Here is a 23,644-nt window from a genome sequence, read left to right as displayed (position 1 = left end):
GCCGGGTCACGAGCGGGACCCGCCTCGATGCGGGGCCTGGGCCGCGAGTCCTGGGCGAGGATCCGTGGCTCGCGGCGGCCCCGGTCCTTGGGCCGCTGCCTCTCGCCGGGCGCGGGGGGCGCGGCGGTGGCCGCTGGCGGGCGGGTACGACGAGGCGGCGGCTCAGCGCTTCGGAGGTTGAAGGCCGGCCATGGTGACGGACACGAGCCGGCGGACCGCCGCCAGGGAAGGCATGCTGCTGGCCGCCGAGAGCGCGTGCAGGCAGAAGCTCGCGAGCTCGGCGGGGGGGACGTCATCGCGGAGCCTTCCGCGCTTCGCGCCCTCCGCGATCAGGTCGCGGATGAACTCGCTGAGCTGTTGATAGCCCCTGGTGACGTGCTCACCGTGGCGCAGCAGGGCGACGAGCTCGGTCCCGTGCTCCTCGTGGGTGATGCGGGCGTAGGTGCCCAGGGCGATCCCGAGCCGGCGTTCTGGATCGCCCGCCTGGTCGCGCGCGGCGAGGAGCTCTGCGAGGTGGCGGCCGACTTGCCGCTCGTGCCACGCGACGAGGATCGCCTGCACGTCGGGGAAGTACTTGTAGAGCGTCGCGCGTCCGATGCCCGTGCGCTCCGCGACCTCCGACATCGTGACCGCAGGCACCCCGCGCTCGGTCGCGATGGCTGCGGCCGCATCGAGGATGGCGTCGCGGACCTCCCGGCGGTGTGACTCGAGGGTGTCGTTCCAGAGCTTCGGCATCGCCCGCATCCTACACCGAGACGGACGGATCGAGGCGAACTGGATTGACTGGATACACTTTGTATCGTAAAGCCATCCGGTCGCTCCCGGAGCCGCGCGGCCGGAGGCCTGAGCTGGCCACGTCTTCACCTGGCCCGGGTGCCGATGAGCTCGGCCGGAGAGCCCTCTTCGCCGGGGCTCGATCCGGCGAAGAGGAGGAAAGACATGGTGAAGCTATTCGCCTTTCTCACCAGGAGGAAAGGCATGGATTTGCGCGACTTCGTCGACTACTACGAGAACAAGCACGTGCCGTTCATATGCAGCCTGGCGCCCGTTCCCGCGGTGTACAAACGCAGCTACCTGAAGCGAGGCGACGCGCTGAACATGGAGGATGCTGCGATCGGCTTCGACGTCGTGACGGAGACCGTGTTTCCGGACAGGGCCGCCTTGCAGGCGTGGCTCGGGAAGATCTTCGAGCCAGGCACCCGCGAGCGGGTCGTCGCGGACGAGGAGAAGTTCCTCGATCGGTCGCGATACTGGGCCTACGTCGTCGAGGAGCGCGTCACATCCGAGAGCGGTAGATGTTCTGGACAACCCGAGGGAATTCGGTGAAGTTCACCGGTGAAATCCGCGTCCGACGCCGGTGAAGACCCGCTGAACGCCGGCGATCACGTGGCCGCGGTCTTCACCGATCCTACGCGGGACGGGAAGATCACCGCCAGCGAGGCGCCGTGTCGCGCTGTTCAGAGGTGGGCCGAGCTCGGTCGGGTCGACGACGACGCCGCGCCGACGCCGACCCCGACGCCGAACCCTGGCAACCACGGGCGGCGAGGTCGCGGGGACGTGGTGCACGGACGGGAGCTACGGGAGCTACGGCGTGCGAGGCACCGCCGGCGCCTCCGGCCAGGGCATCGGGCGCATCAGCGAGGCCGGCTGGGAAGCGGACCGAGCCGGCGACGGCGGCTGGGGCACGCTGGGTGTCCTTCGCCCAAGTCCTTGGTTTTTTCCACATCCATGAAGGCATCATCGACGCGATGGGATGCATGCGTCAAGCGTCACGCGCGGCATGTGAACGCCTGCGCTTGGTGAAGCCGATGAGGCTCCGCTCGCCGACGATAAGCGCGTCCAGGCTCACGATGCCGGCCCAACGCCCTGCCAATCTGCTGCGGTCCGGGCAGCCGCGCGAAGCGCACTGCCCGGACCGTCGGCAGCATTGGCTTGTTGGGCAGCTCCGCGTGTATCGCGCGGCTCACATGGAAGTTCGTCAAGCCTAGTTCATGCAGACTTGTACTTCTTGAGCTTCACGCCCATCCTCAGGCTTCTCTGGCGGCCGCGAGAACGTGCTGCTTCAGCGCGGCGCCGATGTGAAAACCTTGACGACTGAGCGCGTCGATCCACGCTCGGACCTCGCCAAGGTGCCCCTGACGTTTCCCCTCGAGCAAGACGCCGAGGGTCCCCGTCATCCGTAGCCCGTGTCGCCGGCCCACCTTTCTGCCGTCAACCTCGTCGATGAGCAACAGCGACGCGCTCCTCTCGACCGCCAGCGCGATGGCCGCAGCCTCTCCGGGGTCGAGCTGCACGAGGAGCTGCCGCAAAAAGGACTATCGAGTGGCGCGGCCACGACCAATGCATTGGCACCTGGCGCCTCACGCCAAGCGCCGAGGGCGTGCTGGCCTCGATCGAGTTCGTCGACCACCTGGGCGGGAACGAGCACGCGCCCGAACAGAAGCCCGAGCAACGGAAGCTGTCCGATCCGGAGGAGGTGCGACACGGGCGTGTTGTTCGTCACCACCAGCGGCGTCGTCATGGGAGCCCGCCACTGCCCGCGGCTCGCCGGAACGCAGCGAGGTCGGCGAGATCCTCATCGAAGTCCTCGACCGTGAGCCGTGACGGGATCCCGCGCTGCCCGAGGAGGTCGTCGAAGGTGTTACCGAGCCGCCCCGTTGATGGCGCCGTGCCCCGCCTGGCCGATGGCCATCTCGCGGCTGCTCGGCAGTGTCTCTTTCCGCCGATGGCCATCGTGGACGTTGCCCCCGGCGCCAGGCGGCGCGATGGGCATCCTGCCGGCCACCGTCGGCGCGGCGAGGCGATGGCCATCGTGGGCCTGGCGCGACACGGCCCGCGAGGCCGACGAGCCTCGCGGGCCGCGCGCTGCCGTTCAGCCGAGCGCCGAGGAGAGCGTGAGTGCCTCCGCGACGCGGGCTACCGCGTCACGGTCGACCAGCTTCCGCTTCCGGCGCGCCGATTCCCGCATCGCCGCCGAGGCGATGCGGTCGATCTCCCGCAGCGAGCCCGACGCGACCTCGTGCAGAGCGGCGAGCGACTCCCGCGAGAAGAGCTCGTGCTCGGCGCCGGCGCCCTTCAGCCGGAAGGCGACATACTCCGCCGTGTCCTCCACCGTCGCCGGCTCGATCATGAAGCGGTGATGGATGCGCGTAAGCAGCGAGCGGTGCGACCGCAGGGCCATGCGGCCCTCGAGCTCCGGAAGGCCGACAAGGATGATCGACAGGAGGGCGCGGCTGTCCCACTCGTGATTCAAGAGGATATGCAAATGCGCCATCATGTCCGGGTGCAACAGATGGGCCTCATCGAGGAGAAACACCGGATGCACCTGATCTCTTCGCAGCTCGTGGACATGCCGCTCGACCGCGAGGAACAGGTTGGCGGCGCTAGATGTCGGCTGCAGGCCGAGCGCATGGCATAGATACCGGTAGAAGTCGCGGCGGCCGAGCGTCGCATTGTGGCAGTAAGTCAGACGGAATCCTGCCTGGGGTAGCCGATGCCGTAAGGCCCTCAACACACACGTCTTCCCGACGCCGGGCTCCCCGACGAGGAGCACACTGGCACGCTCGAGGAGCGCGGCTTCGAGATCGTCGACGAGCACCTGCTTCGACGTCGGCAACCACAGCTCGGCATCCTCGAGCTCTTTGGAGAAGGGCGCGGTGCGAAGGCCGAAGAAGCTAAGCTCAGAAGATCGCATCGAGGTCCTCCTCTCCATCGGGGTCCTTCGCGTCGGCCGCCCGGGCCGCCTCGCGCACCGCCTTGTCGCGCAGCACGCCGCCTGGGTCGAAGGCGACCTGCTGCTCGGTGGGCAACGCGCCGCTCGTCGTGGAACGACGTGGCGGCCGTTTGACGTGCGCGTTGTGCACCGGGTCGACGGGGCGAAGGGGGATTCGCTGCCCCTCGATCTCGACGACCGGGGCGACTGGCTCGTCGAGCAAGCAATAGGCGACGGTCACGATGCGGCCGGCGAGGTAGCCGTGGTCGAGCTCGAAGAGCTGCCCGCGGACCGAGACGGTCGTGTCGCGGTGCACGCGCCGACGCTGCCGGATCGTGAGCGCGTCGCGCAGGCGAGTCTCGGAGAGCGCGTCGATCTCGCGCTGCCCGGGCGCGTAAACAAGCCCCGGCGCGCGCCCCATCAGGCCGGCGTGCGGGGACGCGTGGTAGTGGACATCGATGAAGGCCTGGATACGAGAGGAGATATCGTCCAGCGACGTGATCGCGCCCAGGTGGTCGAGCACCCCCTCCCGAAGCGTGCGCCAGAATCTCTCCATCTTGCCGCGCGCCTGCGGGTCGTAGGGGCGCGCGTGCAGTAGCGTGATCCCGAGGCGCGAGCAGAAGAGGCGCAAGGCGTCACCGCGATAGGTTGCGCCGTTGTCCAGGTACAGCGCGTCGGGCACGCCGTAGAGCCGGACGGCACGGACGAGCAGCCGCAACATGGTATCTTCCTTCTCGTCGCTCTCGACCGAGATGGCGACGAGGAAGCGCGATGCGTCGTCGAGCAGGGCGTGGATCCGCACGGGGATCCTTCGCCTGTCGAGATGAAGCGTCGGGCCGTGACAGACGTCGCCGTGCCAGAGCGCGTCAGGGCGCTCGGCCTGCCACTTGAGCCGGGTCGTCGGCCCCTTGCCATCGCGCTGCGGGATCTTGTCGAGTCCCTCTTGACGGTAGAGGCGACGCACGGTCGAGGCGCTGACCGTGGCGCTCAGGCGTCCGTCTTCGCGCAGCGTGCGCAGGATGAGCGGCACCGAGGCCCCGGGGTGCTCCCGCCGGATGTCGCACAGCAGCTGTCTCAACACGGGGTCGAGCTCGCGGCCGCGACCGCGATCCCGACGGACGCGAGGGCAGAGGCCTTCGAGCCCCCGCTGGCGGTAGGCATAGAGCCAGCGCTCGAGGGTCGGCACCGCGAAGGAGCGCGTGCACGCGCTACCGGGCGGGCGCACGCGCTCCTTGGCGAGGGCGCGCAACGCTTCGACCAGATCGCCATGCTCGAGGTCGCGAGCGCAGAGCTGGCCAATGATGCCGTGGCGAAAGAGGGCGATTTCCTCCGCGTGATCTCTGGGTTTGAGGAGGTCCACGAACGGTCCTTTCCACGGGTGCGTTTCGGCGCCCCGTGGAAACCCAGTGCCCCGGATCCGTGCCGTCGTGCCCGATCCTACGGGGTGGCGTCGCCGGACCTCGCGTTTGCCTGCGAATGGCCATCACGCTGCGAGCGCGGCGCCGTGGAACGCCAGGTGAGGGGCAGGCGTGCCGGCGCTGCCCCGAGCCGACAGCGCCACGAGCTGCATCGCCGTGCGCTCGGCGACCTGCGCGCGCGTGCTGTCGGCGCCGTGACGTCCGAGCCGGGGGAAGAGCTGGCCACGGCGACTGGCGTCGATCCATCGCGACGGCGCCAGCCACCGCTCGGCCGCCGCGACGCCCAGGACCACGGCGCTGCAGACCTCGGCGCGGACGACCGGTGTGGTGGCGCCCTCGAGTCCGACGCGGGCCAGCACCCAGCCGATCGCCGCCGCGGAGTAGCGCCGCCGCGGCAGCAGCCCGCGGGGCACGACCACCACGACCGCGCCGCAGGCGGTGCAGCGGTAGCGCCGAGCCTGCACCGTAACCTGCTGGGGCGCGTCGCCCGCATCGTGTGGGCCGTACACCTGGCGCGCGCGCAGGCCGTGACCGCGCATCCCCAGCGGGCCGTTGACGGGACGGCTGGCCGCGTCGCAGCAGGGGCAGCGGGCCGGCCGCACGTGCTGAACCGTCGGGAGCACCGTCATCCAACGCTTGATGTCGACATCGGCTTGAACGATCCTGCACGGGCTCCGCTCCTCCAAGGTGATCGGAGCACGACGAGGGGAGGACGGGTCGCCACAACACGCATCCCCTCGTCGCCTATTTTGTGGCCGGCTCCGCGCCGATGCTCCGCTCCGTCGATGCCGGCCTTAGGTCAGCGGCGGCGCGGACGTGGTGCGAAGTGCAGTGGTAATTTCGGGCGTGAAGCAGGAAAGCTCAGCCACTGAGGCGTGGAGGTCGGGGATGCGAGGTTTTGTGAGAATCACGGATGCGTGACCGGAAAGTGTTGCCGATGATCGCTGGCGGGCGGCGGACCGCTGCGCCCACCCCGGCTCCTGCTCTCGGGTCCGAACCGATTCCATGATGGAGGGGCACGGGGCGATCGGCGGATATCCATCACGAACGGGGATCGAGATCGGCGGGAAGTCCACTATTGGAAGGGCGCGGTAACACGAAGGCAACCCGATCCATCCCCGACAGCCGGCGAGCGGCCGCCTTGGGCAAGAGCTCGCGAGCGTACAGCTGCACGGCCAGCTCCCGCTTGAGCACGGCCTCCCGCTCGACTGGCGGAATGCGTGCCTCGTCGAGGATGTCGTCCGAGATTTCGAGGTTGAACGATCCCATGCTGCCTCACGTCCTGCCGGTGCACCCCGAGGATCCCACCCGACGCCGCGGCCTGCAAGGCCGAGATGCTCCCCGCCCTCCACTGCCCGCGGTCGACGGCCGGGCGAACGCTCACGTGACCCCGGGGTCCACTCCAAGCGAATCTCACGTCGACGCAGCGTCCTCGGCGCGATGCGGGCGCACCGGATGACCATGATGGGGCTGTCGCGCGACCTGCTCGGCCTCTTCAGGGGGTTCAGCGTGGCCATGGGCCTGGTGCTCGCGCTGCACGGCGCCGTCTGCGTGCTCGCCGCGCCCGCCCTCGCCGCGCTCCCTGCTGTCGTGGCGCTGAACGCGGCGGTGTCGCTGGCGCTGCTGGCCATCGCCGTCCGCGCGTTTCCGCCGCCGCCGATCGTGACCATGCTCGTCGCGACGGCGTGCTTCGGCGCGGCCCTCGTGGGGCGCTGAGCGTGCGGAGTTTCGAGCACAAATCAATCATGCTTCAGAAATCAAACCGGAGGCGATCGACTCGATCGTCTATGAGCGAGTAAAAATCCGCTCCGGCCTCAACAGCCTTTAGGTCAGCTTGGGAGACAACGATCAAGAAAACCCCGTTGGTGTCGACCGCTGCCCTAATTTCTCGCAAAGCGTCGGCACCGTTATGCGCACCGGTGACACCATTGCGGGACATGACGAATCCGAGGTGCGCCCTTGCGCGATCCAACTTCGCCTTGAAATCTCTAATGTGCTTAGCAGCCATTGGCTCTGACCAGTTCTTGCACTCGACGAGCGAGTACCGGCCAAAATCGTGAAACAACGGGCCAATATCGGCGCGACTGTGCTCCAACACGAGGTCGACTTCGTAACTTGAGCCTAGAAGGTTTCGATATTTTACCTTCACCCCCTTGAGGCCTGAAAATAGAACCGCGGCAACCTCCTCGAAGGTCGCCCCCTTCTCCTTGGCAGTGCTTGCGACCTCAGCCGCGCTAATCTTTTCCGCGATCGTAGGTGAATCAATCCGAAAATGCTCGAAGTTGGGAGCAGGATTCGCAATAGCCGGCCTCTGCGAGGTCCGGCCCAGCGTTGGCCATACGGAGGGGCGACGCAATCGCTCGAAGATCTGGTGTGCCTGGTCGAGCGTTATTTCGTCGAGATCGTATCGGGCAACCGTGTCGCCGTGGTAGATCCACAGCTGCTTGGGCGACAGCAGCATCGCATATTCTGGCGCAGCCACGGCACGATAGATGTCCATTTGATCGGCCGCTTCGCTGAGCATCTTGCTGAGCGGAAATTCGGTCCTTTAGCTTCGATCAGTAGCCACGGACTCATTGAAATAGGCTGCAGAACCACTGCGTCCGCCCTGTAGCGGGGAGGGAAGCCCAACGAGTATTGAAACATAAGCAGAGAGTCGTCGTAGCCGAGTGCGCGCACAAGCCTGGGGACAATGTCGGCGGTAAACGAAATCTCGTTTGCATAGGTGTTTGAGGCTCCGTCCTGGAGTACACGATGTAGTTGATCGACGCTCATCGGTTTCATCAGCCTCTGTCGCTTGTCCCCCGCTTCTTTTTCTTCGACGCTAGCTGCTTCCTAGTCTTCCGCGTCTCGTGTAGCCCCTCCGCCACCTCCTCGGCGTAGCATTGGTGATTGAGTCGCAGAAGCCGTGCAATTACTTCGGATCGGGCCGTTTCACTGATTGTGAAGCGCTGCCCCTGTTGTGTAGCGTGGAATCCATGGTCGAGGCGCAGATCATCCCAACCGTAAGCTAATGCGACACATTCGTCCATCTGCACGTGAAGGCTGCGGAGCATTTGCACATCAGCAGCGATGTTGTCTTGCATGTGGAAGCGGTTGTACGTTTTGGTCAAACCCTCCCGCCGATCATGCATGATCCTTTTTCGATGCTCGTGGTAACTCTCTCCGATGGAACCGAGGGCAGAGTTCGAGGAGGGGAAGGTAAAGGTCTCAAAACAGTCCAGCGGCACATAACGGACCGCTGAACGAAACCCAAGCATGGGCGCGTTGTGGGCGGACCATTCGTTATGCGCAAATGATTGAAGCACCGCAAACGAGGACCAGTCCTCAAGAGCGAACACGACGACTTGCTCAGAGAATACAGGGTGATATTCTACAAATGCAACACAATTGTACTTGGAGAGGCGCGCCCTCACAAGCACGCGCCGCAGACCGGAGATGGCGTCGTATAGTCGAGTCCGTCGACGCCAAAATTGCCACCAAGGGGCACTCGCCACTGGTCCAGGCTTGGAGAGCCGTTCCTGCTTGGCATGCATTTCCAGCCACCTCAGAACATCCGGAAAATCGGCTGCTACGTGGCCTTGGTAGCCGCTCGGAGCTTCGGCGCGATCCAGTGGCCAATCTCGGAAGTCGATAACAAACCGAGCGGCCGACTGATCTGGACGATTATTCAAGTCATCGCCATTGAGATATGGCGAGATAACTTCTTGATTTGACAGACTGATCTTGATGAGTTGCTCCGCTTCCTCAGGGCTCAACAAGAAGCCCATCCCGAGCACCATAGATCCTTCGGCGCATTTTCCGGTATTCGCAACAAGGCGCAGCGGCGGTGTACCACCACGCCCCAGGAATGCTGTGCCGGTCAGCCGAATAGAACCATCGTCATTGCGTCTTGGTTCCCCGGTAAGCGCCAAGCTGAGTCCCGCTGAGTCGAGGAATCGGTATTCGACCTGCTCAACGATGTGGTTCCCTCCTTCGGCGGGCGTCGCTGTGATCGTGACCACGCCCGGCCGGTCCCCATCCGCCGCTTCCAACAGCTTCTCTTGTTCCAGTGGGTCGATGAGAACCGTAATATCATCTGTCCCGTAAGGGACCGAATAACTCGTCCGTAGGGTACCGAGAACTGGCAGAAGGCATCGCTTTCGATATTCTTCGGTCATTCGCGAGAGATTCGACCGCTTGGCGAATTCAACGAAGAATTGCTGCAACGATTTTGGATCATCGTATTCTTTATTCTTGTCGCCGATAACCGATACCGAGTACGGTGTAACCCAGAGGCTGAGGATGACGTTCCTCTCGTTCCTTCGTGTCTTAGGAGTAAGGACGATGGAACGGAGCGACGATGTCGAGTCCTGCTCAAGCTCTGCATGCAGCCATCGGCTGCCGCTCAGAGTCGCAACAAATTCCTTAATTGTCTCGAGAAGCAGATTTTGCCCCCCCGGGCCGGCAGGCTCCTCGACAATCTGTTTAATCTGTGCTTTCCAGTTATTCCTAGATGCCATCGGTCGCTCTAATGCCGGTCGAGCACCAGCGTTACGGGCAGGTGGTCACTATAGCCAGTTTCAATTGGCTTTTTCTGGTCGCCTTCGATCAAATTGGTCTTGCCCAGCTTGCTTAAGACTCGGAAGTCTTGGACATGCTCCACGAGTTCCGGACTGAGCAGAATCTGATCGTAGCAGTGCCAGCTGATGCCGCAGTCGTCGTCAAGATAGTAGTGTGTGCCCCGTGGATGCTTGCGTCGTTCAGGAAGCCATTTCCACATCGGATTGTAGAGAGGGGAACGATCCGCGAGAGTTACGAGGGCACGCAGGTCGGTTGCCGCTGGGTGCACTTTTCCGCTGTGGACGACGTCTAGGCCAGGGGCACTTGGTAGGCGCTGAACTCTGCGATGAGAGAGTTCGCTGCGATCGCGGACAGCCCAGAAATAGCCGCGAGCCGCGATTTCTCGGTGATATGGATCCGCGTTGAAGTCGCCGGCGAGGACTACAGGGCCTCCTTTCCAGGCAGCGTGAAACGCACTGGCGAGTACTGCGAGCGGCCCGTCTCTCTTCCCGTCCGGCAGATCGCGTCGTCCGGGGAGGTGCAGCGCAAAAAAGCGCAACCCCTCAAATAACGTATTTGTAATTGTCACTTCGAGCATGCGTTGATCGATCGTCGGGAAGGCGCCCGGGGTATAGACGTGCTCGTTGGCCGTCGCCACATCGGCACTCGTAGCGATCGCGAGCCCACGGTCTACTCCAATCACCCGGCGTAGTAAACCACGACTATAGCGCATGAAGTCGTCAGAACTGGCACCTTCCGGTAGTTCCTGAAAGGAGGCGATGCATGGTGTTCTTCGCGTGAGATACCTACATGCACGTCTGAGGGCGGCGCGACTGCGGTGTAGGTTCCATGTGAACACTAAAAGAGGGATGCTCACCAGCACCTCATGTAAGGACTTGCATGATGTTTGAAGCTGTGCTGCTTCGTTTTTGCCATGGTCAAGGCTCGAAACTCCATGGCGACGCTCTGCGAGCCCCAATACCAGGAGCAGCCACCAGCCTCGCCTGGCAGTACCTCTTCCCCACCTCTCGCCGTTGCACCGATCCAGCGCATGGTTGGCCTCGGAGAGAGCGGCAATAAGGAGCCACGCCCACGGCGATCGTCGGGCGGTGAAGGCGCGTCAGACACACGAGGGGCCTCTCATTCGGCGCGCCGGGGCGTGCGATGCGAACAGCCGCTGCAATGGCTCGCCTTGAACGCGGCAATAACTGCGGACCAGTCCTTCGAAGGAACTGCAGACTGACGCGAGAGGAGCGCGCAGCGCGCAACGCGCTCTGGATACCATGCGTATAGTGTCGCAGGGCTCGCCTCGTGCGAAGCGTCTTCCCTAATCTCTATATAACGGCACCAGCTAAGCTTCTCCCGCGCGATCGTCCGTTGGCACTCGGCGCCATCCCGCAGAACCGGCAGGCGCTCAGGCGGTACGCGCATCAAGGCGCAGGAGTTTCGCGCAAGGTCGTCGAGATCTTCATCGGTCATTTGCGCAAGCACTACCTCAATTCCTTCTTCATGAAGCTTTCGTATCTCCTCCAGCCGTTCGGCGTGATGACTGTGCGCAATTATTCTTGTAGCGGAACGCTCAATGTCCATATGACGTAGAGCCTCGGCGTTCTCACGCACGGCGGTGGCTAGCTCAACCGCCCTCGCGCGGTCACGAGCAAGATCGGCAACGTCGGCCTCTAGCAAACGTGACCGCAGCTCGAGTTCCGGCTGATCGAACCGCACTGCAGCAGATTGGGTAGCGTGGATCTGTTCAAAAAGTCGCTCTGGAACGGTTGGAGCTATGGTCTCCGTCATGGCAGCCGCCATGATCAACTGGCCAATAACGAAGGCCTCGCCCGCGTCGCGCGTATGCAACGCCTGGCAGAAGAGCGAGGCGTTCCCGGTAGTGCGGATCGTATCTATTAATTCGCGAACCCTGAGGCGCCATCGCTCGAGGTTGTGAAGTTCCTCGTCAATAACTTGACGCGGCTCCTTGTCGTATGCATGACGCCATATTCCAGGATCTCGTGAGTTGATGAGCGCCTGGGTTAGGGCCATGACACGGTCCTGAATTTCGTGAAACTCGATGAGGAGCCGAGCGTGCTGCCGAATCGCCTCTGGGGCATTTGTCAGCGCGTCGATGCGGCGGAGCACGGCCATCAGCTGTTCATGGTATTGCTCCTGTAACTGCGTAGTGGCGGCCTCACTTCGGAGTGTCCACAGTCGAAGGACGTCATACTGGAGTTGGAGAACCTCAGGGGCATCCACACGCCAAGCTTCCGAACGACCTCGGAAGACTTCCGCGGAGATCTCTCCAAACACAAGAGCGACAACGTTCGTCAAATACAACAGAAAATGTCGATCTTCGGATTCAAGTTGTAGCCGGCGGGCACGAGCAGCGCGCAGACTTGCGTCTGCGGCCAGGTAGTTTCCGTTTGAGAAGTGGGCATAGCCGAGCACTAGGGAGAGCTTCGGAGCATCTCTGAATCGCTGCGGCTGTAGAAGTGCTGCGATCTCCACCACTCGGGAGGCGAAGCCCCAGGAAACTAGGTTCATACCATCACGAAGAAGTAGTTCCTCCGCCGCTTCGGGTCCTGTAACGCGCCCCGGTCCCTCGCTTGCGTCGAACTCGATGCGGGCACGACCATTCGGCAAGACGAATGCAATTTCGTCACGCAATCGTCTGTGCCGTTTAGCTTCATTTATTATACGCTCGCGAATGACGGCGATCGTCGCTTGGTCAATCTTTGTGCGAAATCTGATAGTTGCAGAAGCCTTCGCGCTCCAAGATTCGTCGAGGCTCGAGATCCGCACCTGCTCGTCCATGGCGAACGCAAAGAACAGGTCGCTCGTCTCGGGTCGGAACAGAACGTATAGCGGACATGGTCCATTCAGCAGGTAGTTGAGGTTGGTCGTCTCGACCGATACCGAGAATGAGCCATCCCTATTCATCTCCAGGCCTGAGCGGGCTTTAAGTTGAACTTGCGAACGGCAGTTCGTCGCCCGTGAATTCGAGATGACCTCTAGTGTTACATCAACGCCAAAGTCGTCGACGCGCTCGTCGCGCAAAATGAATTCATCGGAGCTTAGCGCTGCAGCGAGTGCTTGCAAGCTCCGGCGCTGGAGAGCAGAGTTTGAATCTGCTTTAGGAAGAGGGCCTAGGCCGTCGTCGTTCATTAGATCGATACACCTCCGTCTGCCGCGACGCTACGCTAGACTGTACCAATCAAGCTTGCCCAGACTTTGCACCTCATAGCCCATCAAGGCATGTCAACCGCGACTCTGTGCGACTTGATCAACGACATGTCGGTCATCCGCGGCATACAGCGTATCTGACGGCGACCCCTCCTTGTCAAGCAGACTAGCGCACGGGCGTGCGGGGTCCAGGCCGGGCTAAGGCGCTAGCAGGCCGTAGATACCCTAACCGCTCCGAGTCAAAGATGTGGCGCTGCAACAGCCCGGCCGAGCAGCGGACGGGCTGTTCAACTTGCTGCGGCTTGCCGAGTCCTCCACGACGCGGGACAGCCTCCGCAGTCCTAGCAAAGCACGCGCCAACTCTCCGCAAAGAGCGCGCGGAAGGCTGCGGGCCGGTGAGCTGCAGATACCGGAGATGGCGTCAGGTCCCGGCGGGACGCTTGCGCGGCCGACCTCGCTTGATCTCCGGCATCGCGGCACTGCGAAGAAGAACCCCGGGCGACACATCGAGCGCGTTCGCCAGCCTGACTAGCGTGCCGAGGCTCATGCTCTGCCGCCCAACCTCGATCGCCTGCATCGTCCGCAGCTCGATCCCGGCGGCTTCCGCGAGCTGCTCCTGCGTGATGCCGCGCTGCTGGCGTAGACGCCGCAGGTTCGCTGCGATGTAGAGCAGAAGGGTATCGAGCGTGAGCGTTCGCACTCCGTTCGCGTACCCCCGCGCCGGGTTCAGAATAATGATCCAGCAGATCGGATTTCCTTGACCTGCCGGTTGTCAGTTCGTAACGTGGCGAGACTACAAAAGTGCCGCCCGCGGGTGCTGGTAACACCCCGGGCGGCGTGGCCGAACCCCGCGCAAACGAGGTCCGACATGGAAACCGTACGTCTACGCCCTGACCAGGGCCAAGAGATCGATCCGCCCTCCCGTCGCCGCCCCCGCCCCGCTGCTCTCAACCGGCTCGCCCGCCCGCCCAAACCCCTCCGTCAGCAGCCACCGCACCCCGCCGTCCGCCTCGCCCCCGCCGCGCTCCTCGAACAGCGCCCGCTCATCCGCCGCACCCTCCGCGCCCGCGGCGTTCTCCCCGCCGATCTCGACGACCTCACCCAGGACACCCTCCTCGGCGCCTGGCGCAGCCTGCGCGCCGGCCGCTTCCGCCCCTCCCCCGCTCTCCCTCCCGCCGACGCCCTCCGCCGCTGGCTCGCCGGCATCGCCTCGCGGCAGGCCTCGCACTACCGCGACAAGGCCCACCGCCGCCACGAGCTCCCCGCGGTCGACCCTGACCGCCTCTCCGCCTTCGCCGCCCCCTCTCCCGAGGCCCGCCTCGTCGCCCGCGGCCTCCTCCGCGCCTTCCACCGTCTCCGCCCCGAGCTGCGCGAGATCCTGTCGCTCGCCGCCACCGGCCTTTCCTCGCTCGAGATCGCCGCCTCCCTCTCGCTCCCGCGCCCCACGGTCGCCACCCGCCTCCGCCTCGCGCGCCGCCTCTTCGCCCGCGCCCTCACCCGCTCTCGGAGGTGGCCCCGATGCGCCCGATGAGCCGCGCCCCCGTCGACGCCCCCGCCGAGACGGCGGCCGAGCTGCCGACCGCGACCGAGGCCGCCCTCCTCGAGATGGTGCTCGGCCTGCCCGGCGTCGGCCCGCGCCTCCTCGGCACGGCCGCTCTCCCCTCGCTCGGCCGCCTCTCGCCCGCGGCGCTGGCCGAGCGCACCCAGATCGCCCTCTTCGACGCCACCCGCCTCGCCGCCGCCTTCGAGCTCGGCCGCCGCACCCACGCCGCCCGCGCCCGCCGGGGTGCGCTCCTCACCGACGCCGCCCGCGTGGCGCGCTACTTCGGCCCGAGGCTCGCCTCCCTGGTCCACGAGGAGCTCTGGATCGCCGCGCTCGACGCCCACGGCCGCCTCCGCGAGACGCGCCTGCTCGCCCGCGGTTCCGACGACGCCCTCTACGTCGGCCGCTCCACCGTCCTGCGCACGGCGCTGGACATGGCCGCGCACAGCTTCGTGCTGGCCCATAACCACCCCAGCGGCGACCCGACCCCGACCCACGAGGACGAAGCGATGACCCTGGAGCTGCGCCACCTCGGCTCGGAGCTGCACGTCCCGCTCACCGCCCACGTCATCGTCACCCCCAGCGGCCGCTACGCCGCCGTCCACGAGTAGCCCCTCGCGGGCGCAGCGCCGCCGGCGCGCTGCGCCCCTGCGCATCCGGCCGCCACCTCTCGCGCACCGCCCGGCCGGGAGCTCTGCAAGCCCCGGCAGCGGCAGAGGCGCTGGACCGCGTGAAGCAACCGACCGTAGCTTGGCTAGTCTAGCCCACACTCGTTCCGGCCGCTCCGTGCCTGCGCCACGCCAGCCAACGTCGGCCATCGCCGTCGTCGCGGCATCTTCCTCACCGACGGGGCAGCGCGCCTGGGCAGCCTCCGAGCCTCGCGGTACAATCCCTGCGTGAACCTTCCCGAGCTGGAAGCCGAAGCCCTGAAGCTGCCCGTCGCGGAGCGCGCACGTCTCGCAGAAAAGCTTCTGGAAAGCCTGGATGAGCTCTCCGAGGAGGAGCACAGGCGCCTCTGGACCGAGGAAGCGACGCGCCGGGACGCAGAGCTCGACGCAGATCCGTCCCGAGGGCGGCCGGCCGAGGACGTCTTTCGTGACGCCCGCGCGCGGCTCCGGTGACGCTCCCGGTCATCTTTCACGAGCAGGCTGAGGTCGAGCTGAACGAGGCCGCCGCCTACTACGCTCGGGCACGTCCTGGCCTTGGTGACGCCTTCCTCGCCGAGGTTCAAGGCGCCGTCGATGCCCTGGCCGCATCACCGCTCGCGGGGAGGGCTGTCGAGAACGAGGTTCGCTGGTGGCTCGTGCGGCGATTTCCCTACAGCGTGCTGTACCGGGTACGCGACGATCGCATTCGTATTCTCGCGATTGCACATCAGAATCGGCGGCCGTTCTACTGGCGCGGACGCCAATAGTCCGGCTCGGCGCCTGCTCGCCCGCGGCTCCGACGACGCCCTCTACGTCGGCCGCTCCACCGTCCTGCGCACCGCGCTGGACATGGCCGCCCACAGCTTCGTCCTGGCCCACAACCACCCCAGCGGCGACCCGACGCCGACCCACGAGGACGAAGCGATGACCCAGGAGCTGCGCCACCTCTCGGCGGAGCTGCACGTCCCGCTCACCGCCCACGTCATCGTCACCCCCAGCGGCCGTTACGCCGCCGTCCACGAGTAGGCCCTCGCCACGCGCAGCGCCCCGCCCCGCCGCCGGCGCGCTGCGCCCCTGCGCATCCAGCCGAAAGCCTCGGGCGCACCGCCCCATCCGGCAGCCCCGCCGTGCGTTCGCTCTCGTCATCGCGGCTGGCCGGGGAGGAGCCGGGGTGCTCGTCGTGTAGGCTCGACGGCGAAGCGGGCTCGCCTCCCGCGTCCACCCCAGCGCGATGTCGACCGCCACCGTCACCCTCGCTCTCCCTGAAGCGCTCTACCAGCGGCTGAGGGGGACTGCGCTCGCGACCCGACAGCCGCTCGAAGCCGTGATGCTACGCGCGCTGAGCCTCGGCAGCCCTCCCGCCTGGGACGACGCGCCCCCGGAGTTCCAGGTCGACCTCGCCTGCCTCGACAAGATGGACGACCAGGCGCTCTGGCACATCGCGAAGAGCCACAGGTCCGGAGCAGAGCTCGCGCGCTACGACGAGCTGCTCGACCGGAACACCCAGGGGCTCCTCACGCCGGCGGAGCGCATCGAACTCGAGCGTCTTCGGCACGAGAGCGACCTGTTCACGCTCCGTAAGGCGCACGCTGCGGCGCTCCTGCGATGGCGCGGGCACGCCGTCGCTTCTCCGTAGCGCGCGCCCTCCACGAGCTGGAAGACTGCGACCTCAACGTGGATGGCGCGCGAGAAAGGCGCTCCCGAGGTCGGGCGGTGGGAGCCACCCGGCCGCGACGACGTCCAAGGCGGGAGGAGTGCGACGAGCGTACGCGCTCAGGGCGACGACAGCCGGCCGGCCACTGGCGCAATGCTCGCTCGCTATCGTCGGGGATCACCGCCGTGGTACAGTGGGTCAGGAGCCCGACGCCGATGCATGATCGTCAAGCCGAACGACCAGGGTCTGAACCCTCCGACGCAGAGAAGAGCTGGGATCAGCGGATACTCGAAAGAGTCCCCTCTGGCGTCGATGCATCGCTCATCGCCGAGAACCTGCGCTTGACTCCCACCGAAAGAGTCGAGCGGATGCGGAAGGCACTGGAGTTCATCGAGGAAGCGAAGGCAGTCCATGGTCACCGACGTTCGGCGCGTCGTTGAAGCGCTCGTCGGTGAGCATGTCGATTTCGTGATCATCGGCGGGCTCGCGCTGGTAATTCAAGGCTCGAGCCGCACGACGAACGACATCGACATGTGCTACTCGCGCGACCGCGAGAACTTGCGGCGCCTCGCGCGCGCCCTGGCGCCGTTCCATCCTACGCTTCGCGGGTTCCCTCCCGAGTTGCCCTTCTTCTGGGATGAGCAGACGTTATGGAGCGGGCTCAACTTCACGCTGAGCACGGATGTTGGCGCCATAGACCTGCTGGGCGATGTGCCCGGAGTGGGTAGCTTCGACGACGTTGCGAAGGGGTCGGAGGAAATCCAGCTCTACGGCTCTGCGTTCGAATCCTGGGGCTGGACGCCCTGGAACGCGCCAAGCGCGCGGCCGGTCGTGCCAAAGATCTGCTCGATCTCGGTGAGATCGCTGCGATCCGTGCGCGTCGATCCCCCTGATACTGACCGACGTCGACCTGCGAGAACGAAGCGATGCCGGCTACCGCAAGCCGGCCACCGCGACGGGTCGGGTCCCCCTGCCGCTACCACCCCGCACCGCCGGGGCGCGCTCCTCACCGACGCCGCCCGCGTGGCGCGAAGGCGAGCTTCACGACTCTCCCTGGAGCCGGTCCGCTCGTGCATCGCGATCGGGGCGATGGTCGAACACTTCGGCCGGCATGGTGGCGTCAGCGTCGACAAACAGGAGGCCATGCCGCTCGGTCAAGGTGACGCCCTCACGTCGCGCTGGATGATCTGCAGCAGGGACGTCGCTGGCGGCCTCGTGCGCGACCAGCTCGATCACGCGAAGCCGGTCGGTTACAGGGAGGGCGCGGTGGCGGCGACGGTCGGCCCCGACGGTCATGCCCGGCAGGATGCCATCCCCGCAGCCAGGAAGGAAGGCGAGGATCGGTTGCTGATGCATTGAACAGGCGGAACGAGCGCGGCCGCATCCTCGGCGAGCAGCGCCGGCACGTCGTCCAGGATCTCCGCATCAACGGGCAACTCCTTGCGCAGCTGCGCCATCTGCTCGGGCTTGAGCGGCGAGTTCGTCACGCCCAGCATGTCGGCCACCTCGCGGGGGATCGGCGGCCTGGCCGGCCTGGTGCTGCTCGACCTCGTAGGGGACTCGAGCGCTTCTTCGTCGTCGTTCGGGGGGCCGTGGACTCCCCCTGGCGGGTTCAAGATCGATGATGGCTTCGTCAGCATGGAATGATGGGTCGGCCATCATCCCATGCTGAAACGGCCATCGTCGAAGCCTGCGGGGTCAACCCTGGAGCATCGCTCGGCCAGCTCTCAGCATGGGTTCAGCGACATCGCGAACGCCCTGACGGTGTGCTGCGGGCGCGAAGCGCCAGCAGGCACCCCGCTGCCTCCCGGATGTCCAGCTCGGCAGACGGGAGAACGAGGAGCCGGCTCATCGACGCGTTGCGAGGTGCGTACGGAGGTCGGCCTCGACCTGTTCCCAGGAGCGGCCGGCATCCGGTGCGGCCTCGTACTCGGCGAGCCGGCGATCGAGCTCGGCCTTGTGCCACTCGGGTACCGGCACTTCGTCCTCCCTCGCCGCGATCCGCTCCCAGAGCGCCTGGACGTACTCGATCTGCTCGTGCACGGTGAGGTCGTCGAAGCCGGGCGGCGGGCCCTGGATGGCTCGTTGCATGAGCCGCAAGATACCACGAGGCACCGCGACGACACAGCACACGGCCCTCGCGATCGAGAACGAGCGACGCGCCGTCCATCCAGCCGAGCCGGGGCCGCGGTGAGTCTGCTCCTCGACGATCCAGCCCTCGCTCGGTCGCCTCTTGCCCGCGGCGCTGGCCGAGCGCACCCAGATCGCCCTCTTCGACGCGACCCGGCTCGCCGCCGCCTTCGAGCTCGGCCGCCGCCGCCACGCCGCCCGCGCGCGCCGGGGCGCGCTTCTGACCGATGCCGCCCGCGTGGCGCGCGCCGCCGCGTCCGGGCTGAGCCCCCGCGGTGACACCGGCGTCCTTGGCGACGGACGGCGAGCCATGCGAGGGTTGCCGCCGATGTCCGCCTCGCACGAGATCGACTCCGACACGGGCCCCCGAAGCTCCGCAGCGCAGCCCGTGGTCGTCGTCGGAGCTGGTTCCGTTGGGCTCACGCTGGGAGCCCGGCTCGCGGCGCGCCGGCGGGATGTGGTCTTCGTCGTGCGTCGCGCCGAACAAGCGGGCGCGCTGAACGAACGCGGGGTGTCCCTGGAGCAACTGGACGGCGAGCCCCTTCGCGGCCGCGTGAGGGCCTTCGTCGGCTGCGCCGCGGCTCGTCACCTCGAGCCGGGCTGGGTGGTGGTGTGTGTGCAGGCCGGTCACACCGAGATCCTCGCGCCCGAGATCGCCGACGCCTGGCCAGCGGCGACGGTCGTCAGTGCTCAGAATCACGTCACCAACGAAGCCGTGCTGGCGCGGCACAGCCGGTCGGTGCTCGGACTCGTGTGGCGGCAGACCGTCACGCGGTTGAGTGACATCGAGGTGCGCTCGGGAGGAGCCGCGCGGGTGACCGTGGGCAGCTACCCTGACGGCCTATCGCCAGCGGCGCTCGAGCTGGCCGCGGTGCTCCGCGACGCGGGCTTCGATGCCGGGCTGTCGCCGACCATCGCCCGGGACAAGTGGCTCAAGCTCTGCGTGAACCTCATGAGCATCCCCAACGCGCTCATCCACCCGCGCGATCACACCAGCGCGGCGTTCGCCGAGGGCAAGGCGCGTCTGCTCGAGGAGGCGCGCGCGGTGCTGGCGGCTGCGGGGATCGAGGCCGCGTCGGGGGACGGGCGCACTCGCAGCCTCGAGCAGGAGATCGAGTGGCAGCGCCTCTCCGCCGCGCGCGGCCTGAGCGCTCGGCGCGCGCCCCTCTACAACCAGGTCTGGCGCGCGTTCGAGCAACGCGCTCGAGGGCTGGGCCCGGACGAGGCGCTCGAAGCCGACACGTATCACGAGCTCATCACCAGACTCGGAGCCGCGCACGGTGTCGCGACGCCGCTCAACGAGCGGGTGCTCGCTCACACGCGACGCGCGTGGCACGAGCGGGCAGCGGCCGAGAACTGCGGCGTCGCAGAGATGTTCGGGATCGCCTCGAGCGAGTAGCTCGATGGGGACCTCGGAGAACACCGCGAGCGGCAGCGCGAGGCGGGCCCTGATCGCGAGGACTGACCTGGCTCCGCTGCGGGCTCGTCCTATCCTGCGGGGCATGAACGAGAACGACCTCCTCGAACGGTACCTGTCGCGGCTGCAGCTCGCCGCGCCGCCGCCACCGACCGAGCGCGGGCTGCGCGATTTGCACCTCGCCCACCTCGTGCATGTGCCGTTCGAGAACCTCGACATCCACCTCGGGCGACCCATCGACCTCGCTCCCCAGGCGGTGCTCGACAAGCTCGTGACGCAGGGGCGCGGGGGGTTCTGCTACGAGCTCAACAGCGCGTTCGCCTGGCTGCTCGAGCGGTGCGGCATGCACGTCGAGCTGCTCCAGGCCCGCGTGTACAAAGCCGACGGGTCGATGGGACCGCCGTTCGACCACCTGGCGCTGCGGGTGACGCTGGGCGGCGAGCGGTTCCTGGCCGACGTGGGCTTCGGCGCCAGCGCGTGGTACCCCCTGCGCCTCGACGTGGCGGGCCCGCAAAACGACCCGAGCGGCGCCTTCGCGCTGCGCCCCGCCGAACGCGACGAAGGCCGCGCCGCCGGCGCCGACGTCGGCGAGACCTGGGATCTGCACCACGACGGGCACGCCGTCTACCGGCTGGATGGCCGCGCCCGGCACCTCGACGAGTTCGAGCCCATGTGCCTGTACCATCAGACCTCGCCCGAATCGCACTTCACCCGCAAGCCGCTGTGCACCCGGCTGCTCGCCGATGGAGGCCGCGTCACCCTCACCGGCTCGGCCCTGGTCATGACGGCGCCGGACGGCACGCGCGCCGAGCAGCAGCTCGACCGCCCGGCGCTCGAAGCGGCTTACGCCGAGCACTTCGGGTTCGCTCCCTCGCTCGTCCCGGCGCGCTGAGGATTGCCCGGAAGGCGTCGCCCGCTGCAGGTTGACCAATGACCAACGACCACGCGCGCGGCCGGCCCAGCACCCCATCGAGGGTCGCGGTCCTTCACGGGTGGGCGGTATCGTCGGGAAGGAACCCGCCTACCTGGCGATTCCACAGCTCGGCGTACACTCCGCCCCTCGCGAGCAGCTCGGCGTGCGTGCCGTCTTCGACGATGCGGCCGTGATCGAGCACGATCAGTCGATCGAGGCGAGCCAGCGTCTCTGGTCGGGTCCGGGGCGAAGCCCCAGCGAGGCGCTCACCCCGCGGGCCCTGCATCCGGGACCGGCACACGGCCGATCGCGTAAGGCAGGATGCGTGCGATGTTGCGCGCATCGTCGATCCCGCGGTGGTGTGTCCCGTGGAGCGGGAGTCCGAGCCGCTCGAGCGCGCTCGCCATGCCATAGCGCTGGGTCACCCCGAGCGTCGCGGAGAAGCGCTTCTTGATGTTCATGTGCCCCTGTAGCGGCAGGGGCACGCCCCAGCGGGCCGCGTCGATCTCGAACTGCTTGCGGTCGTAATCGCCCCACGAGCAGAAAAGCGCCTCCCGCCGGCCGACGAAGCGCCCGAGCGCCGCGATGGCTTCGGGGAACGTGGGCGCGGCGTCGACGTCTGCTTGCGTGATCGTGGTGAGCTTCGTGCAGAACGCCGTGAGCTTCGGCCGGATGACCGGGCGCACGAAGGTGGCGAGCTCGCTCACGGGCTCGAGCGTCGCGCCGTCCACGAGGACCGCGCCGATCTCGATGATCTCCATGATGCGCTCGGGGATGCGGCCCTCCTCGTCGCACGTCGCCTCCAGATCGATCACCAGGAAAAATGCAGGTTCCTTTCCCATGTCCGTCCTCCTTTCTGCTGAACCTTGATACGATCCGCGCGAAGGACATGCCCGGACACGAAACCGGACAGGCCGCTCCCGCAGGCTTTTCCTGGGAGGATTACGTCGCCTGGCTCGTCGCGCAGCACGGCTCCTTGACCGCGGTCGCCGAGCGGCTCTCCTCCCGGCGTGGCTACGAGGACGACGTCACCTCGATCGAGCGCGCCCTGCGCCGGCTGCGGACGCGCGGCCAGCGGGACGGCGGGACCTGGGGGGCGCGCGCGCTCGCGGCCTTCGGCTTGCCGGACGCGCTCACCGAGCGCGCCCGCTGGATGGGCGCCTATCACTCGCGGTTCACCGACCTGCCCCTGCCCCTCGCCCAGGACCTCTTGCGCCTCTGGGATCGACCGCCGGTGAGCGAGGATCCGACCTCCCACGTCTTCCTCGCCCTCGCCCACGCCACCTGCGCGCTGCGCGGCGACGACCGCGAGGCCGGAAGGACGCACCTCGCCCGCATCCGGCCGCTGCTCGGAAAGGCCCCGCCCGAGGCGCGGGTCGAGGCGCTGCTCACGGAGGCCTTCCTGGCGAGCCGTGATGACGTCGCGCGCGTGGCCGGCCTGCTCGACGAGATCGAGCCGCTCTTCGAGCTGCCGATGCCCGCCCACGACCGAGCCTGCCTGTTCGCCCGGTGGATCGATCAACGCGCCTTCGAGCGGAACCGCTCCTGGGGCGGCAAGCAGCCGGATCCGGCGGCTGCGGAGGCGCTTTACCGGCGCATCCCGGAGGACGGTCCGGCCTTCGCGCGGGCGCGGCGGGCGAACGGGCTGGCGTATGCGCGGTGGAAGCAGGGCTTCCCCGAGGAAGGCGCGGCGCTCGCGCGGGAGGCGCGCCGGCACGCGGGGGACGGCGGGCACATGCGGATGCGCGCGATGGCGCTGAACATGCTGGCGCGAATCGTGGGCGGCGAGGAGGGCGCGGAGGCGAGGCGGCGGGCGATGGCGATCGCGAACGAGCTCGACGACGAGGTGCTCAGGCTGCGGTTCGAGCGGCGAGCGGGAAACAAGGGCTGAGGTGGGCAGGGGCCAAGGGGCACGAGGGAGGGTGGTGCTGTCATTTGAACATGAAGGCGGTAAGGCGGGAAGAAAATCTCAATGATCTTCCCGCCTTACCGCCTTCATGTGAACCCTCTCTGGGCAAATGACAGCACCACCCGAGGGAGACAGCGCACGCGCGTCTACTGGAGCCTGTGCAGCAACTCCGTGTCCTGGTCGCCCAGCAGGTAGGTGGCGATGAAGGTCGCGGGGGCCGAGCTGGAATCATTGTCGAAGCGCTCGATGGGCGTGCTCGCGGGCTCGAAGATCATCTGCCCTGCCGTGTAGTACCTGGCCGGTTGGCCTTTCACCTGGAACAGGATACGCCCTTCGGTCACATAGCAGACGACCGGACCGGGGTGCGTGTGCGGCCCGGCCGTGAACCCAGGGGGTAACGTCAGCCGCTGCACCTCGACGCGGGTAACGGCCTTCCCGCCCGCGACCGCGTGAGTCCCGAGCGAGGCCCGCTCCAGGACCGAGTCCCGCGCGCATCCCGCGCCGGCACAGAGCAGGGCTGTCGCCATCGCGAGCGCAGCCCGGGAGAGGCGGCGCCCGCTCCCGGGCTGCGCTCTCCCCGGA

The 23,644-nt window shown here is 66.8% G+C and carries 27 protein-coding genes and 2 pseudogenes; 14 read left to right on the top strand and 15 right to left on the bottom strand.

Annotation, left to right across the window (positions count from 1 at the left end; genetic code table 11):
• Positions 1–162 precede the first annotated feature (162 nt).
• Positions 163–735: a TetR/AcrR family transcriptional regulator gene (locus tag WME85_RS04915; RefSeq protein ID WP_437835569.1), complete on the bottom strand. Its 573-nt coding sequence runs from the start codon at positions 733–735 to the stop codon at positions 163–165.
• A gap of 204 nt (positions 736–939) precedes the next feature.
• Here WME85_RS04915 and WME85_RS04910 point away from each other — a divergent pair, with 204 nt between their 5' ends.
• The gene (locus tag WME85_RS04910) at positions 940–1,326 is read left to right on the top strand and encodes an EthD domain-containing protein (protein WP_437835567.1); all 387 of its coding nucleotides are present in this window, start codon (positions 940–942) and stop codon (positions 1,324–1,326) included.
• 701 nt (positions 1,327–2,027) lie between these two features.
• Here the strand turns inward: WME85_RS04910 and WME85_RS04905 are convergent.
• The 5 genes from WME85_RS04905 to WME85_RS04885 all read right to left on the bottom strand — a co-directional run bounded on the left by WME85_RS04905 (position 2,028) and on the right by WME85_RS04885 (position 6,399).
• A complete protein-coding gene (locus WME85_RS04905) occupies positions 2,028–2,294 on the bottom strand; it encodes a DUF3368 domain-containing protein (protein WP_437835565.1) in 267 nt (88 codons plus the stop codon).
• 578 nt (positions 2,295–2,872) lie between these two features.
• Complete coding sequence (locus WME85_RS04900) at positions 2,873–3,694, bottom strand: ExeA family protein (RefSeq protein WP_437828173.1); 822 nt, start codon at positions 3,692–3,694, stop codon at positions 2,873–2,875.
• On the bottom strand, positions 3,681–5,072 hold the full coding sequence (locus tag WME85_RS04895) for a DDE-type integrase/transposase/recombinase (RefSeq protein WP_437835563.1): 1,392 nt from the start codon (positions 5,070–5,072) through the stop codon (positions 3,681–3,683). Before WME85_RS04895 ends, WME85_RS04900 begins: the two co-directional genes overlap by 14 nt.
• A gap of 123 nt (positions 5,073–5,195) precedes the next feature.
• The gene (locus WME85_RS04890) at positions 5,196–5,759 is read right to left on the bottom strand and encodes a DUF6431 domain-containing protein (protein WP_437828168.1); all 564 of its coding nucleotides are present in this window, start codon (positions 5,757–5,759) and stop codon (positions 5,196–5,198) included.
• Between the two features lie 412 nt (positions 5,760–6,171).
• The gene (locus WME85_RS04885; protein ID WP_437835561.1) at positions 6,172–6,399 is read right to left on the bottom strand and encodes a UPF0175 family protein; all 228 of its coding nucleotides are present in this window, start codon (positions 6,397–6,399) and stop codon (positions 6,172–6,174) included.
• Between WME85_RS04885 and WME85_RS04880 the strand changes: the two genes are divergently transcribed.
• Positions 6,298–6,846 (top strand): LIC_13387 family protein, encoded by a 549-nt coding sequence (locus WME85_RS04880; protein ID WP_437842237.1) that lies wholly within the window; start codon positions 6,298–6,300, stop codon positions 6,844–6,846. The two genes, WME85_RS04885 and WME85_RS04880, sit on opposite strands and share 102 nt — an antisense overlap.
• Positions 6,847–6,880: 34 nt before the next feature.
• Here WME85_RS04880 and WME85_RS04875 read toward each other — a convergent pair whose 3' ends face one another.
• From WME85_RS04875 to WME85_RS04855, 5 genes are all read right to left on the bottom strand, one after another.
• Entirely contained in the window at positions 6,881–7,654 is a 774-nt protein-coding gene (locus tag WME85_RS04875; protein ID WP_437835559.1) for a restriction endonuclease, read from the bottom strand.
• A gap of 259 nt (positions 7,655–7,913) precedes the next feature.
• Positions 7,914–9,632: a hypothetical protein gene (locus tag WME85_RS04870; protein WP_437835557.1), complete on the bottom strand. Its 1,719-nt coding sequence runs from the start codon at positions 9,630–9,632 to the stop codon at positions 7,914–7,916.
• Between the two features lie 8 nt (positions 9,633–9,640).
• Positions 9,641–10,330 (bottom strand): hypothetical protein, encoded by a 690-nt coding sequence (locus WME85_RS04865; RefSeq protein WP_437835555.1) that lies wholly within the window; start codon positions 10,328–10,330, stop codon positions 9,641–9,643.
• Positions 10,331–10,812: 482 nt separating this feature from the next.
• Positions 10,813–12,831 carry a DUF4365 domain-containing protein gene (locus WME85_RS04860; RefSeq protein ID WP_437835553.1) on the bottom strand — a complete coding sequence of 673 codons (2,019 nt, stop codon included), beginning with the start codon at positions 12,829–12,831 and terminating at the stop codon, positions 10,813–10,815.
• Between the two features lie 439 nt (positions 12,832–13,270).
• Positions 13,271–13,549, bottom strand: a complete 279-nt coding sequence (locus tag WME85_RS04855; protein WP_012233090.1) for a helix-turn-helix domain-containing protein — start codon at positions 13,547–13,549, stop codon at positions 13,271–13,273.
• Between the two features lie 168 nt (positions 13,550–13,717).
• Between WME85_RS04855 and WME85_RS04850 the strand changes: the two genes are divergently transcribed.
• From WME85_RS04850 to WME85_RS04820, 7 genes and pseudogenes are all read left to right on the top strand, one after another.
• Positions 13,718–14,380, top strand: coding sequence for an RNA polymerase sigma factor (locus tag WME85_RS04850; RefSeq protein ID WP_437835550.1), 663 nt, complete (start codon positions 13,718–13,720; stop codon positions 14,378–14,380).
• A complete protein-coding gene (locus WME85_RS04845) occupies positions 14,377–15,003 on the top strand; it encodes a JAB domain-containing protein (RefSeq protein WP_437842235.1) in 627 nt (208 codons plus the stop codon). The genes WME85_RS04850 and WME85_RS04845 overlap by 4 nt, the downstream gene beginning before the upstream one ends.
• Before the next feature lie 285 nt (positions 15,004–15,288).
• Positions 15,289–15,513 (top strand): addiction module protein, encoded by a 225-nt coding sequence (locus tag WME85_RS04840; RefSeq protein WP_437835548.1) that lies wholly within the window; start codon positions 15,289–15,291, stop codon positions 15,511–15,513.
• The gene (locus WME85_RS04835; RefSeq protein ID WP_437835546.1) at positions 15,510–15,806 is read left to right on the top strand and encodes a type II toxin-antitoxin system RelE/ParE family toxin; all 297 of its coding nucleotides are present in this window, start codon (positions 15,510–15,512) and stop codon (positions 15,804–15,806) included. Before WME85_RS04840 ends, WME85_RS04835 begins: the two co-directional genes overlap by 4 nt.
• A gap of 10 nt (positions 15,807–15,816) precedes the next feature.
• A pseudogene (locus tag WME85_RS04830) lies at positions 15,817–16,065 on the top strand (JAB domain-containing protein); the annotation flags it as partial.
• 301 nt (positions 16,066–16,366) lie between these two features.
• On the top strand, positions 16,367–16,675 hold the full coding sequence (locus WME85_RS04825; RefSeq protein WP_437835544.1) for a hypothetical protein: 309 nt from the start codon (positions 16,367–16,369) through the stop codon (positions 16,673–16,675).
• 429 nt (positions 16,676–17,104) lie between these two features.
• Entirely contained in the window at positions 17,105–18,052 is a 948-nt protein-coding gene (locus WME85_RS04820; protein WP_437835542.1) for a hypothetical protein, read from the top strand.
• Here WME85_RS04820 and WME85_RS04815 read toward each other — a convergent pair.
• Positions 17,986–18,189 (bottom strand): hypothetical protein, encoded by a 204-nt coding sequence (locus WME85_RS04815; protein ID WP_437835540.1) that lies wholly within the window; start codon positions 18,187–18,189, stop codon positions 17,986–17,988. The two genes, WME85_RS04820 and WME85_RS04815, sit on opposite strands and share 67 nt — an antisense overlap.
• Here WME85_RS04815 and WME85_RS04810 point away from each other — a divergent pair.
• On the top strand, positions 18,188–18,340 hold the full coding sequence (locus WME85_RS04810; protein WP_437835538.1) for a hypothetical protein: 153 nt from the start codon (positions 18,188–18,190) through the stop codon (positions 18,338–18,340). The genes WME85_RS04815 and WME85_RS04810 overlap by 2 nt on opposite strands.
• 201 nt (positions 18,341–18,541) lie before the next feature.
• Here WME85_RS04810 and WME85_RS04805 read toward each other — a convergent pair whose 3' ends face one another.
• Positions 18,542–18,784, bottom strand: coding sequence for an addiction module protein (locus WME85_RS04805; protein WP_437835536.1), 243 nt, complete (start codon positions 18,782–18,784; stop codon positions 18,542–18,544).
• 124 nt (positions 18,785–18,908) lie between these two features.
• On the opposite strand from WME85_RS04805, the pseudogene WME85_RS04800 reads away from it, so the two are divergent.
• The 3 genes and pseudogenes from WME85_RS04800 to WME85_RS04790 all read left to right on the top strand — a co-directional run.
• Positions 18,909–19,070, top strand: a pseudogene (locus WME85_RS04800) (JAB domain-containing protein); the annotation flags it as partial.
• A 63-nt stretch (positions 19,071–19,133) separates the two neighbouring features.
• Entirely contained in the window at positions 19,134–20,222 is a 1,089-nt protein-coding gene (locus WME85_RS04795; protein ID WP_437842234.1) for a ketopantoate reductase family protein, read from the top strand.
• 103 nt (positions 20,223–20,325) lie between these two features.
• Entirely contained in the window at positions 20,326–21,132 is an 807-nt protein-coding gene (locus WME85_RS04790; protein ID WP_437835534.1) for an arylamine N-acetyltransferase family protein, read from the top strand.
• A 287-nt stretch (positions 21,133–21,419) separates the two neighbouring features.
• On the opposite strand, the gene WME85_RS04785 is transcribed toward WME85_RS04790, so the two are convergent.
• On the bottom strand, positions 21,420–21,995 hold the full coding sequence (locus WME85_RS04785; RefSeq protein ID WP_437835532.1) for an exonuclease domain-containing protein: 576 nt from the start codon (positions 21,993–21,995) through the stop codon (positions 21,420–21,422).
• Positions 21,996–22,042: 47 nt separating this feature from the next.
• Between WME85_RS04785 and WME85_RS04780 the strand changes: the two genes are divergently transcribed.
• Positions 22,043–23,044, top strand: a complete 1,002-nt coding sequence (locus WME85_RS04780; protein WP_437835530.1) for a hypothetical protein — start codon at positions 22,043–22,045, stop codon at positions 23,042–23,044.
• 164 nt (positions 23,045–23,208) lie between these two features.
• Here WME85_RS04780 and WME85_RS04775 read toward each other — a convergent pair whose 3' ends face one another.
• Complete coding sequence (locus WME85_RS04775; RefSeq protein WP_437835527.1) at positions 23,209–23,589, bottom strand: cupin domain-containing protein; 381 nt, start codon at positions 23,587–23,589, stop codon at positions 23,209–23,211.
• Positions 23,590–23,644 lie beyond the last annotated feature (55 nt).

The organism is Sorangium sp. So ce1153 (assembly GCF_051521595.1).
GTDB lineage: Bacteria > Myxococcota_A > Polyangia > Polyangiales > Polyangiaceae > Sorangium.
The sequence above is the reverse complement of the archived record's forward strand: the minus strand, read 5'-3'. Positions and strand labels throughout refer to the sequence as shown.